11 protein-coding genes are annotated in these 12,398 nt (G+C 62.4%); 2 read left to right on the forward strand and 9 right to left on the reverse strand.

Features of this window, described 5'->3' with window-relative positions; genetic code table 11:
* Positions 1-3: 3 nt before the first annotated feature.
* From LOY50_RS13715 to LOY50_RS13735, 5 genes are all read right to left on the reverse strand, one after another.
* Positions 4-396 carry a 5-carboxymethyl-2-hydroxymuconate Delta-isomerase gene (locus LOY50_RS13715; RefSeq protein ID WP_077506944.1) on the reverse strand — a complete coding sequence of 131 codons (393 nt, stop codon included), beginning with the start codon at positions 394-396 and terminating at the stop codon, positions 4-6.
* Positions 397-441: 45 nt separating this feature from the next.
* Positions 442-1,299, reverse strand: coding sequence for a 3,4-dihydroxyphenylacetate 2,3-dioxygenase (gene hpaD / locus LOY50_RS13720; protein WP_027911702.1), 858 nt, complete (start codon positions 1,297-1,299; stop codon positions 442-444).
* A gap of 222 nt (positions 1,300-1,521) precedes the next feature.
* The gene (hpaE, locus tag LOY50_RS13725; protein WP_258691147.1) at positions 1,522-2,982 is read right to left on the reverse strand and encodes a 5-carboxymethyl-2-hydroxymuconate semialdehyde dehydrogenase; all 1,461 of its coding nucleotides are present in this window, start codon (positions 2,980-2,982) and stop codon (positions 1,522-1,524) included.
* Between the two features lie 5 nt (positions 2,983-2,987).
* Positions 2,988-3,758, reverse strand: a complete 771-nt coding sequence (locus LOY50_RS13730) for a fumarylacetoacetate hydrolase family protein (RefSeq protein WP_258691148.1) — start codon at positions 3,756-3,758, stop codon at positions 2,988-2,990.
* Positions 3,755-4,432 carry a fumarylacetoacetate hydrolase family protein gene (locus LOY50_RS13735; RefSeq protein WP_258691149.1) on the reverse strand — a complete coding sequence of 226 codons (678 nt, stop codon included), beginning with the start codon at positions 4,430-4,432 and terminating at the stop codon, positions 3,755-3,757. The genes LOY50_RS13730 and LOY50_RS13735 overlap by 4 nt, the downstream gene beginning before the upstream one ends.
* Positions 4,433-4,619: 187 nt before the next feature.
* Between LOY50_RS13735 and hpaA the strand changes: the two genes are divergently transcribed.
* Together hpaA and hpaR are read left to right on the forward strand one after the other, a co-directional pair.
* Positions 4,620-5,525 (forward strand): 4-hydroxyphenylacetate catabolism regulatory protein HpaA, encoded by a 906-nt coding sequence (gene hpaA / locus LOY50_RS13740; protein ID WP_258691150.1) that lies wholly within the window; start codon positions 4,620-4,622, stop codon positions 5,523-5,525.
* A gap of 204 nt (positions 5,526-5,729) precedes the next feature.
* A complete protein-coding gene (gene hpaR, locus LOY50_RS13745) occupies positions 5,730-6,152 on the forward strand; it encodes a homoprotocatechuate degradation operon regulator HpaR (RefSeq protein ID WP_053179583.1) in 423 nt (140 codons plus the stop codon).
* 169 nt (positions 6,153-6,321) lie between these two features.
* On the opposite strand, the gene LOY50_RS13750 is transcribed toward hpaR, so the two are convergent.
* The 4 genes from LOY50_RS13750 to LOY50_RS13765 form a co-directional block, all read right to left on the reverse strand.
* Positions 6,322-6,579 carry a phage infection protein gene (locus LOY50_RS13750; protein WP_258691151.1) on the reverse strand — a complete coding sequence of 86 codons (258 nt, stop codon included), beginning with the start codon at positions 6,577-6,579 and terminating at the stop codon, positions 6,322-6,324.
* 200 nt (positions 6,580-6,779) lie between these two features.
* Positions 6,780-7,559, reverse strand: coding sequence for a hypothetical protein (locus LOY50_RS13755; RefSeq protein WP_258691236.1), 780 nt, complete (start codon positions 7,557-7,559; stop codon positions 6,780-6,782).
* 180 nt (positions 7,560-7,739) lie between these two features.
* Complete coding sequence (locus tag LOY50_RS13760; protein WP_258691152.1) at positions 7,740-10,286, reverse strand: NfrA family protein; 2,547 nt, start codon at positions 10,284-10,286, stop codon at positions 7,740-7,742.
* On the reverse strand, positions 10,283-12,397 hold the full coding sequence (locus LOY50_RS13765) for a glycosyl transferase family protein (protein WP_258691153.1): 2,115 nt from the start codon (positions 12,395-12,397) through the stop codon (positions 10,283-10,285). Before LOY50_RS13765 ends, LOY50_RS13760 begins: the two co-directional genes overlap by 4 nt.
* Between the last annotated feature and the right edge of the window lies 1 nt (position 12,398).

Consider the following 12,398-nt stretch of genomic DNA (forward strand, 5'->3'; position numbering starts at 1 on the left):
GATTCAGGTGGCCTGGCCCTTGAGGAAGGCGTGGACGTTGTTGGCCTTGAAATTGAGCTGTTCGTGCAGCTCGATCATCTCGAACGACAGGGCCAGCAGGCGTTGGGCCTGGAGCTCGGCGAAGTGCGCGGTGATCACCTCGAAGAGTTTTTCCGCGACTTTCTGGCGCGTGGCCAGGTCACGGCCGTGGCCGACTTTCAAGGTCATGTGTACGAAGGCGTAGTCGTGCTTGCCGTCGGCCATGCGCCAGGTGTCCAGGCGCACGCCGCGGCTGCGGATGCCGCCCAGGGGGAACACGCCGCTGTCGCCCAGCAAGGCGTGGACCTTTTCAAACAGGCCGGGCAGGTCGGCTTGTTGTTCGATGTTGTCGGTGTATTCAGCGATGAAATGCGGCATGAACGGCTCCTTCAGGCCGCACGGAAATGCCATGCGGCCGCAGTATCAAACAGGGAAGACAGCGTTGATCTGTCCGGTGCCGGAGCTGCCGAAAGGCTCGGTGATGATTTCGGCAGGTTTGTCGTAGTCCGGCCCGCCGAGCAACCCCAGCAGCATCGCCGTGTCATGCATCTTGCCTTCGCCGAAGCAGTGTTCGGCGTAGTCCGGGAGCATGGCGCAGAACTCTTTCCAGCGGCCTTGGCGCCACATCTCGACGACGTGCAGGTCGACTTGCTTGTCGAACTCCCGCGTCCAGTTGTGGATGTTGGCTTCAGCGTTGCGATCGTCGGAAAAACGGTGCGACAGCGACCCGGAGGCGAGTACCAGCACCTTGCGGTCGCTTTTTTCGATGGCCCGGCGCACGGCGGCGCCGAAGGTGAAGCTGTCTTGCAGGCGGTGCCAGGCGCACCAGGCGGCAATCGACACGACGTTGAATTTCTGTTCCTGAGGAACATCCATGTGCATGTAGCGCATGGGCACCAGCGTGCCGTATTCCAGCTCAAGACTCGGGATGTTGTGGGCCAGGGTGCGCACGTCGGCGGCATTGGCCTCGGCGGCGATCAGCTCGCCCAGTTCCGGGGCGCCTGAGTATTCGTACTCCATGTTCTTGATGAAGTGCGGCAGCTCGTTGCTGGTGTAGATGCCCTTGAAGTGCGCGCCGCTGTTGACGTGATAGGCGCTGTTGACCAGCCAGTGCACGTCGAACACCACGGCGGTATCGGCCCCCAGTTCCCGGGCGCGGCGACCGATTTCCTTGTGGCCGGCAATCGCGGCGGCGCGGCAACCGTGGTGCTTGCCGGGCAGCTCCGACAGGTACATCGAGGGAACGTGGCAGATTTTGGCAGCCAGGACGACTTCGCCCATGATGATTCTCCTGAAAAATTGTTCTTGTTGAATCTTGGATAACGGGTGAACCGGGTCTCGATGATGAACCGTGGCGAGGGAGCTTGCTCCCGCTCGATTGCGCAGCAATCGCCAGGAAAAGCGGGGCCGCTTCGCAGCCCAGCGGGAGCAAGCTCCCTCGCCACAGGGTGTATCTCTTGCCACAGATGCATCACCTGCTACAGACGGATTACCCGACCTGGGTCATACACCCCACCGCGGTATGTGATGACTGCCCATGGAGATGCAAACGTTCTTGATCTCGGCAAACACTTCAAAGCTGTACTGTCCGCCTTCGCGGCCGGTTCCGGAACCCTTTACGCCGCCGAAAGGCTGGCGCAGGTCGCGCACGTTCTGGCTGTTGATGAACACCATGCCGGCCTCGATGCCATGGGCCAGGCGATGGGCCTTGCCGATGTCCTGGGTCCAGATGTACGAGGCCAGGCCGTATTCGGTGTCGTTGGCCAATTGCAGGGCTTGGGCCTCGTCCTTGAACGGGATCAGGCACACCACCGGGCCGAAGATTTCTTCCTGGGCGATGCGCATGTTGTTGTTCACGTCGGCGAACACCGTTGGCTGGATGAACTGGCCGCGGCTCAAGTGCGCCGGCAAATTGGCCGGGCGCTCCAGGCCGCCGGCCAGGAGGGTGGCGCCTTCTTCGAGGCCGATCTTGATGTAGCCGGTGACCTTGTCGTAGTGGGCCTGGGTGATCATCGAGCCGACCTGGGTTTTCGGGTCCTGCGGATCACCGACGATCAGGCGCTTGGCGCGGGCGGCGAACTCGGCCACGAACTGCGGGTAGACGCTTTCCTGGATGAAGATCCGGCTGCCGGCGGTGCAGCGTTCGCCATTGAGGGAAAAAATCGTGAACAGCGCGGCGTCGAGGGCGCGTTCGAGGTCGGCGTCTTCGAAAATCAACACCGGCGACTTGCCACCCAGCTCCATCGAATACTTCTTCAACCCGGCGGTCTGCATGATTTTCTTGCCAGTGGCGGTGCCGCCGGTGAAAGAGATCGCCCGCACATCCGGGTGGCGCACCAACGCATCGCCGGCGGTTGCGCCGTAACCCTGGATCACGTTCAACACGCCATTGGGCAGGCCTGCCTCGACCGCCAGGCGACCCAGCTCGTTGGCGGTCAGCGGCGACAGCTCGGACATCTTCAGCACGGCCGTGTTGCCCAGCGCCAGGCACGGCGCGGTCTTCCAGGTCGCGGTCATGAACGGTACGTTCCAGGGCGATACCAGCGCGCAGACACCCACCGGTTGGTACAGGGTGTAGTTGAGCATCTGGTCGTCGACCGGATAGGTGTGACCGTCCATCCGCGTGCAGACTTCGGCAAAGAAATCGAAGTTGTGGGAGGCACGCGGAATCAGCACGTTCTTGGTCTGGTGGATCGGCAAGCCCGTGTCGAGGGTTTCCAGTTCGGCCAGTTTCGGCACGTTCTGCTCGATCAGTTCACCGAGCTTGCGCATCAGCCGGGCGCGTTCCTTGGCGGGCGTATTGGCCCACGTTGGAAAGGCCTCCTTGGCGGCGGCCACGGCTTGGGCGACTTCCTCGGCACCGCCGCTGGCGACTTCACCGATGGCCTCGCCGGTGGCCGGATTGTAGTTGACGAACACGTCTTTGCTTTCGACCTCACGGCCGTTGATCCAGTGTTTGATCATGCTGCTCAAGCCTCTTTACGGGATGCGAAGAACTCGGCTTCGCTGACAATTCGATTGACCAGACGGCCGACACCTTCCACTTCCACCACCACTTCATCGCCGGGCACCACGTCCGCCAGGCCTTCCGGGGTGCCGGTGGCGATCATGTCGCCGGGGTGCAAGGTCATGAAGCTGGACAGGTACTCGATCAGATACGGGATATCGAAAATCATGTCCTTGGTGCTGCCTTCCTGGCGCAGTTCGCCATTGATCCAGGTGCGCAGCGTCAGGTTGCTCGGGTCCGGCACATCGGCCACATCGACGATCCATGGGCCGACGGGGGTGGTGGCATCACGGTTCTTCACCCGCAGGTTGGGGCGGTAGTAGTTTTCCAGGTAATCGCGGATCGCGTAGTCGTTGCACACGGTGTAGCCGGCCAGGTATTCCAACGCATCCTCGCGCTTGACGTTGCGCGCCGCTTTGCCGATGACCGCCACGAGCTCGCACTCGTAGTGCATGTAGGCGACGTTGTCGGGACGCCAGGTCGCCTGGTTGTGGCCGGTGTAAGTGCCGGGGGACTTGATGAATGCCAGGGGCTCGGTCGGCGGCTTGAACGCCAGTTCGGCGGCGTGATCGGCATAGTTCAGGCCCAGGGCGAACATGCTGCCGGTGGCCGGTGGCAGCCACTGGACCTGGTCCTCGGCCAGCAGGCGACCGTCGGCCAGGCGTACAGCGTTGTGAGCTTCAACGGTGACGGCTTGATCCTGGCCTTCAAAACGAATGCGCGCGTGTTTCATGAGCCTGCTCCTGTTTCCTCGGCCACGATGGTATTGACCAGACGGCCCAGGCCGCTGATGTCCACTTCGACACGGTCACCGGGCAGTACGTCGACCCGGCCTTCAGGCGTGCCGGTGATCAGCACGTCGCCGGCATGCAGGGTCATGAACTCGCTGATCTCGGCGATCAGTTGGGGAATGTTGCGAACGAAGTTGGCCGTGCTGTTCTGCTGGCGAACCTCGCCGTTGACGTACAGCGTGATCGCCAGGCTGTGCGGGTCGGGCACCTGGGCGGTGGGCAGAAGTTCCGGGCCGATGGCACAGAAACCGTCCCGGCACTTGGCCTTGACGGCGGGGCGGTAATAGCTGTCTTCCGGGAGGCTGAATTCGTTGACGATGGTGTAGCCGGCCACGTAGTCGAGGGCTTCGGCGGCGCTGACGCGACTGGCTGACTTGCCCATGACCACGCCAAGCGCCGGCCCTGGTTGCAGTGTTTCGCCGCGACCGGGGTGAACCACCTCGGCACCGTGCCAGTTGCGGGTGTTGGGGGTCTTGATGAACAGCACGGGCTTGAGCGGCGGTTTCTGATAGGGCGGTTGCTCGAACTCGGCGAGGCGCTGTTTCAGCAGCCCCTGGTAGTTCAGCGCGACCCCGAACAGGGTGCCGGTCGCGACGTCATGCAGGGCACGGCTCATGCTTGTCTCCTGGCGATGCAGAGAGGTGAGGGCTCTGCGGTTATTGTTAATGTGTTAACAGTTATAATTAAGATGTTAACTATCGTCAAGCGTGACAGAATGAGCGGGCACTGGTTGCCTTGCCGGATTCGGTGCAGGATGGGTGCGGCAGGTGCCTGGACCAGAATAAGAAAACGAGTACTGCGTGATGACTGACCGTCAGCCGATCCCCAACATCAACATTGGTCAGGTGTACGACCAGCGCTACAGCGACGCCGAAGTGCATTACGACCGACTCGCCAACCTGGCGGATTTTTTCGGCCGCAACATGCCGGTTCATCGCCACGACCGGTTCTTCCAGGTGCACTACGTCAAGAGCGGCACCGTGCGGGTGTATCTCGATGACCAGCAGTACGTCGAATCCGGCCCGATGTTCTTCCTCACGCCACCGACCATTCCCCATTCCTTCGTGACCGAGGCCGACAGTGACGGACATGTGCTGACGGTGCGCCAGCAATTGGTGTGGCAGTTGATCGACGCCGACCCGAGCCTGGCGCCGGCGGGCGTGCAAATGCCGGCGGCCTGCGTGGCGCTGGCGCAACTGGGGCCCGGGCAGGCGGGGGAGGTGCGGCGGTTGGAATACCTGTTCGAGGAATTGAGCGAGGAGGTGACGCCCGGGCGCCCGGGGCGTAGCGCAGCACTGGACGCTTTGACGCGGCTGATCATGATCAGTCTGCTGAGGTTGTGTTCCAACTCCCTGGAGGCCAGGCCGGCCCGGCATGAAGACCTGAAGATCTTTCACCGCTTCAACGAGTTGATCGAGGCTCACTACCTGCAGCATTGGCCGTTGTCGCGCTACGCCGAAGGCATCGGCGTGACCGAGGCGCGCCTCAATGACGTGTGCCGACGCATCGCCGACCTGCCTTCCAAGCGCCTGATCATGGAGCGGCTGATGCAAGAGGCCAAGCGCCTGTTGTTGTTCACCGGCAGCTCGGCCAATGAAATCTGCTACCAGCTCGGGTTCAAGGACCCGGCGTATTTCAGTCGGTTTTTCCAGCGTTACGCCCAGCTCACGCCGGGGGAGTATCGCCAGCGGCAGTCGGGGTTGCGCTGAATGGTGGGGAGAGGGATTTCTGTGGGAGCAAAGCTTGCTCGCGATGCAGGCGTCTCAATTTCTGAAAGACCGCATCGCCAGTATTCGCGAGCAAGCTTTGCTCCCACACAATCCCCTTCCACAGTGACATAGCGCGGCCATGCTTCTTGCAGCAGCCTGGCTGCCCAACTAAGCTGCCGACTCGCCCATCCACACAGTTCGAACATGGCCAACCCCAGACCCTCATTGACCCTGACGCTGTTGCAAGCCCGCGAAGCGGCGATGGCTTTTTTTCGACCTGCGCTGAACCAACATGACCTCACGGAACAGCAATGGCGGGTGATCCGCATCCTGCATCAGCAAGGGGAGCTGGAAAGCCATCAACTCGCCCACCAGGCGTGCATCCTCAAGCCGAGCATGACCGGTGTGCTCAGTCGCCTGGAGCGTGACGGCCTGGTGCGGCGGCAGAAGTCCAGCCAGGATCAGCGACGGGTCTTTGTCGGGCTGACCGAGCGCGGCCAGCAGTGCTTCGTGTCCATGAGCGAGGGCATGGAAAGCAACTATCAACGGATCGAAGAGCAGTTTGGCGAGGAAAAGATGCAGCAGCTGCTCGCGTTGCTCAATGAGCTGAAGAACATCAAGCCCTGAGCCGACCTGTCAGGCAATCACAGCGAGGACGCGCTGTAGGAGCTGACGAGCGAAGCGAGGCTGCGATCTTTCCACTGCTCATCGAGTCGAAAGCTCAAGATCAAAAGATCGCAGGCTTCGCCAGCTCCTACAGAGCCCAGCGGGAGCAATCTCTGGCCACAAAAACACTTCACACCGCGCTGTGCTCACGCAACTCCTGCAACCGATCAGCCCCACCTTCAGCCACGCGATTCTCGAGCAACCGATCGGAGCCGCCTTCGGCCACGCGATTTTCCAGCAAGCGATCAGACCCGCCTTCAGCCAGCTGTTGCGCCTGGTCGTGAGTCGATGCACTGGCGGCGGTGGCCGAGGCGACATTGGCCAGGCCGACACCGCCAACCAATGTCAGGGCGATAGCCAGGGACGATACTTTCGAGAAATTGAACATGGTGATTTTCCTTGCGCTTGATTGAGTGGGTCCGTGGCAGCGAATGTGTTGCTGTCCGGTGATCACAGTTAAACGCGCGGATGTATCGACGATGTGTGCCAGGAGAGGGTGAGATCCATTGTTTCGTATCGGTCCGCATCTCAGATACAGACCGATACAAACTCAGCAAGCGAGGGCAAGCGAATGGCGTTAAGCCCTGATCAAGGCAGGGCCAGGGCTTGTTTCAACTGGTCCACCAAGGTTGGCGTCATGTAGTGCGGCCCGTCGAACAGGTAGAGCGGATAGCCTGCATAGGCCGCCAGTTGTGGCTTGAGCTCCTCGACCGTGGCGGAGCGGAAGCCACCGCCGTATTTGGGGCGAAAGGCTTCGACGATGATCCGCACGCGATTCTGGCCAAGCCGATCACGCAGGGCGTCGGCGTAGTTGCGGGCAACCGGGGCGGTGCGGGCATAGACGCCAACGCCGTCCTGGAAGAACACGCCGATGTCGTTCGGCAACCATTGCTTGAGCCAGTCTGCGGTAGCGGCGGGGCCGATGTTGGCGCCGTCATAGACGCTGATCCACAGTGGGCGTGGCAGCTTGGCCAGCAAGGCCGGCAGCTCTGTGGCGCCCGACCAGCTGGGGTCGACCTCAGCCGGAAAGTACCAACCGGTGACATGCAATGGCGTCGGCAACCCGGCAATGCGCTCCGACAGCGTCGCCAGTTGCTCGATGTTTTCTCGTGAGCGGTTTTCGCTGAAATAGCCGGCCAGCCCGAGGATGACATCCTGGGCCCACGGCGTCTTGGCGATGCGTGCCCAGTCGGGCAGTACCGGTACGCTGGGCAGGCCGGTGCCGGACACGAAGGCCTGGTCGTCCACCACCGTCCATTGCACGAGCAGCTCGTGCACCCCCAGTTTTTCCCAATTGCCGCTGATGCCGACGGTCTGGTTGTCCGGCTGCCAGACGATGCCGACGATGTTCGGTGTCGTGGTGGTCATTATGTAGTACGTCCCTGTACCTGCGCTGAGGAGTGCGGCCACAAACAGCGCCGCGATGGTCTTGCGATTGATGAACTTTGCGAAGCTATTCAAACAAGTCCCTTCTGGATGCAGTGTAGTCGCGGCTCGGCAAAGCGAGCCGCTTTTCGTACGGACGAACCGAATATCCCACCAACGTCCTCAGTAGGAGTAGGTCAGGCGCGCGAACACGCCTTTGGCGCGATCCTCGCCAAACACCCTGGCCCGGTATTGCAGGGACAGGTCCACATAGGAGCGTGGCGCGTTGTAGACGTCTTCCCGGAACCAGTAACGTACGTTGTTTCCTATCCCGATTCCCCCGGCGTCGCCGGAAGAAAAACCGCCGCCGGCTTCGCTCTTCATCTTGGAATCGTAGTCGATCGCTGCGACAACATGGGGGAAGGTCACCCAGCGCGAGCCGGTTCCACCGATGGCATAGCTGCGGCCCACTTGCCATTCGCTGTTGAAGTAGTCTCGCGAGTCGTTGATGTAGTGGCCGACCTCGGCGTACAGCTGCGAAGTCCACCAGCTCGGCACATCGACCCGCAGATCGGTGCCGATGCTCGAACCGTAGCCCAGTCGCACCAGCCAGTCGCCGTCGACATTGGAAGAACCCAGCGGGAAGGTCCGTTCAAGGGCGGCCATGATGTTGACCGAACTGAAGGGCTTGACCCGCACGCCGAGGGCACCTTGCAAGGCATCCGCGCCCGTGTCCGAATCGCTGTTCTTGCTCCATAGGGTGTCGGTGATGCGTCCGTAGAGTTCGACAAAGCGGCCATTGCGATAGCCCAGCGGACGCCACGACAGTTCGGTGCTGTTTTGCAGCAGGTCATTGCTTTCGCTGCCGCTGCTGCTGGTGCCCGGGGCGGCGCTCAGGCCACTGGAACTGTTGCCGCGATAGCTGGTGGTGCTGGTCAGGCCGATAGTGCGCGAAACATCGCCCACGGTGCGACGGGTATCGAACAGCTGTTGTGCAGACAGCGGAGCCTCCGCGGTTTTTTGCCCATCGATGACACGCTTGAAGTACCCCACGGCTTCGTCGTCTTCATGCAGGCGCATGGCGTTGTAGGCGGCGTCCTGGGCCGCCGTCGTGGTCAGTGGCGTGCTGGCGTCGGCCTTGCGGAACGCCGCGTGGGCCGCCTCGTCGTCGCCGGCCTGCATCGAGAGGTAGGCGACCTGCAGGTCACTCACCGATGCCAGTTCGCCGCTGGCCCGGGCTTCTTGCAGGCGTTCGCGGGCGGTGCGGCGCTGGCCGATGGCGGCATACAGCCCGGCTTCTTCGTAGGCCGGCAGGCTGCCTAGCGCCAGGGCGCGGGTAAAGTCATCCCGGGCACCGGCATCGTCCCCGGACTGCTGGCGCAGGCGTCCACGCATGACCAATAGCCGCGCGTCGTCGCCATGGGTTTGCAGGCCTTCGCTGGCGGCGCTGATGGCTTCGGGCAGATGTTTTTGCTCCGTCAGGGCGCTGACCAGCAGGTGCCGATAAGCCGGGTTCTGCGGCGCGCGCGCCACGGCCTGGTTCGCCAGGGCGACTGCGGTCGCCGGGTCTTTGCGGGCGAGGGCGGCATAGGCCTGGGACGCCAGCGCAGTACCGGCATCATGGGAGCTGCCCGGCCAGATCGCACAGGTCAGGCCGAAGGTGCTTTCCTGGCACTCCAGGGGCGGTGGTGGAAATTGGGCCAGGCTGTTCGGGCCTTTGTTTTTCTGGCGCAGCGCTGCACGGGCTGCACCGCTGCGACGGGTCACCTCATCGCTGTCGTCGTTGCCCAGCGTCTGTAACTGCTCCAACGCGTGCTGAGGCTCGCCGCGTGCCAGGGCGGCGTCGACGGCAAAGAGACGGATGTCCCGGCGCTCGCTTGGCGACAAGCCGGGCAGGGACAGGGCTCGGTTCAGATCGGCCTGGGCTGGCTGTAACTTGCCCTGGCGATCCCGGGCATAGCTGCGCAGGATCCATGGCGCGGCTTGGCGATCGTCCAGCGCCAGCGAGCCCGCGGCAGCCTGTTCGGCAGCGGGGTAATCCTTCGCCGCGAGCAGGGCACTGATGAGCAGTTGCTGGTTGGCGGTGATCTCTGGCGCCCAGGCCACGGCTTTGCGCGCCTGGTCCACGGCGAGGGCGGCGTTGCCTTGCTCCAGGGCGCGATAGCCCTGGATCGCCAGTGGCACGGCCAGTTGACGGCGAATGGCTTTGCGGCGCATCAACAACGTGTTGTCGTTGGCAAAGACGCCAAGGGCATCGGTGGTGGCCCGGTCGGCTTCTTCCAGGCGTTGTTGGCGCTGCAAGGAGTCGATCAGCAACAGGCGATATTCACGGCGACGGGGTGCTTGAGTGATTGCCTTGCGGGCCGATTGCGCGGCCAGGCCGAATTGTTCGCGGTCATAGGCCTTGAACCCCCGGGACGCGGCGACAAAACCCGGTGCCGCGCTGGCGGGGCGAGACGCTGCCAGGGGCTGGGGTTGGTCGCGCAGTTTCTTGTCCCGCTCGGCCAACTCAATCAGGGTGTTCAGGCGTGTTACGTCGGCACGTTGGCGCAGGGCTTCGCGTGCCTTGGCGATGGCCAGGTCGTAGTCCTTGCGTTCGTAGGCGCTGTAGGCTTCGTTGGCGGCGGTATAGGCCGGACCGGACAGCGGCAGCGGCAACGTTTCGGCAAGTGCAAACGCTGGTATCAGGCTCAGCCCCGTGGCCAAAAGGGTCAGGAAGGGGCGGTTCATGCCGGGAGCTCCGTTGGGTAGAGGTCGTGCTGACGGGCCACGGCCTGTTCGATCGTCGAACGTGGCAGCACACCGCTGTCGACCAGGTAATCGCCGATGCGGCCGTGGTGTTGCGGCCGGTACTGGAGCATGACGCGACTGAATTCGTCGCGATCGAGCAGGCCCATTTCGATCAACAGGTCGCCCAGCAGCGGCGCCCGGGCATTTGGCACAGTGCGGCCGTTGCGTACAGGCAGCTTGCGCAACAGCGCGAGAATTTCGCTTTCCCGGGCGATCAGTTGCACCGGCTCGCTGCCTAGCTCGGCGCTGACCTGTTGCAGGCCTTCATCGGGCAAGGGGTTGGCGACGGCGATCTGTTCGCAGCCTTCGCTATTGCGTCCCAGGGGCACGACCCGCCAGCGCAAGGCAAATTCGGGGCTCAACGAGGACGTCGAGGCAGCGGCTTTCTCAGCGACATCAAAGACCCGGGGCAGGTCATTCTGGAACGCGATGGCTTCGGCCAGGGTTTCATCGTCCAGCCAGCCGTTATTGAGCAGAATTCGCCCTAAAGGCACGTTGCGCGACTTTTGTTCGTCGAGCGCGCTTTGCAGGGCCGTGTCGCTGATGGCCTGCCAGGACAGCAACACGCTGCCCAGGCGGCGTGGCGCGATGGCGACCAGGTCGGTGGAAGGAAAGTCGTGCATGGTCTTGTCCCAGACCAGCTTGCGATTCATCACCTTGCCCACCAGGAACATGCGCCAGGCCCGGGAGGCGGCCATGAAGTTGACGAAGTTGCCCACCAGCATGCGGGGCATGGACAGCAAGCCATGCTGCCAACCGTACAGCACGGTGGTGAAGTAATAGCGGTGCAGGATGCGCCAGGCCAAGGCGACGCCGTTGGCCAACAGCAGGTATTTGACCAGACCATTGGTTTCAAACGGGGTGGGGAAGGTGACATCCCACAAGCCGCTGTTGCGCAAAATGATCAAGCCCAGCAGTTGCACCAGAATGATGTAGGCGATGATGCTGACAAACGCCGTCACCACCCCCTTGCGATCACGAAACAGCAGGTATCGGTTGGCCAGCGAGCCGTGCCAGCCCATCTGCTCCCAGCCTTGCAAGCCGATGCCCAGGGTCCAGCGGGCTTTCTGCCGGAAGGCGGTGCGGAACGTGTCCGGGAAAAACTCGCGCACGCACAGTGGCATCGTCAGGGTCGATTCGTAAGGTTTGCGGAACCAGGATTTGCGCAGCACCCGGAACTGCACCGGGAAACGTACGAAAATCGCATTCATGCCGACCTTGGCCAGGCGCGCGCCAACGTCGTAGTCCTCGGTGAGGCTGTCGGTGTTGAACGGCTGGTTTTCGGTTTCACCGGCCAGCACCCGCAGGGCGCGATGGGAAAAGCAAGTGCCAACGCCGGCCGAGGGCACGGTGTCGGTCATGCTTTCACGCACCACCAGGTCCTTGCCGTGCCATTCGGCGAACTCGTCCATGTAGACGCCCGCCACCCATTCGTACCAGTTGCGCTCCAGCGACACCACAGGCAACTGGATCATGTCCTTGCGTGGCAACAGATAGTTGAACAGACGCAGTTCCAGCGGATGCAGCACGTCCTCGCTGTCGTGCAGGACGACGCCAGCGAAGGTCATGCCATGGGTTTTCTCATGCAGGAAAATCGCCTGGATCACCCAGTTCAGGCAGTCGGCCTTGCAGGTCGGCCCGGCATGGGGCACTTCCACGCGATGCAGTTGCTTGTAACGCCTGCGCATCCGTTCGACTTCGTCGATGGTGCGCTGGTCGTTGATGTACGTACCGACGAAGACCACGTAGTTCTGGTAGTCGAGTGTCGACACCATGTTCTCGATCATCGGCGCGATGACGTCGTATTCCAGCCAGGCCGGCACCATGATCGCCAGGGGCTGTTCGTCCCGGGCCAACAATTGCTCGACGGTCAGCGGCCGGTAGCGGCGGTCCACGGTGAACTTGCGGTACAGGCGACGAGACCAGTACCACACGTCAACGATCAGATCGTCCAGGCTGGAGATCAGGATCAGCACCGCGACCACGATGGTCGCGATCTCCAGGTAGTTGTAGTAATGGGCCAGCCAATAGGGCCAATAAAGCGACGTCATC

It is taken from the genome of Pseudomonas sp. B21-010, from assembly GCF_024749325.1.
Classification (GTDB): Bacteria; Pseudomonadota; Gammaproteobacteria; order Pseudomonadales; family Pseudomonadaceae; genus Aquipseudomonas; species Aquipseudomonas kilonensis.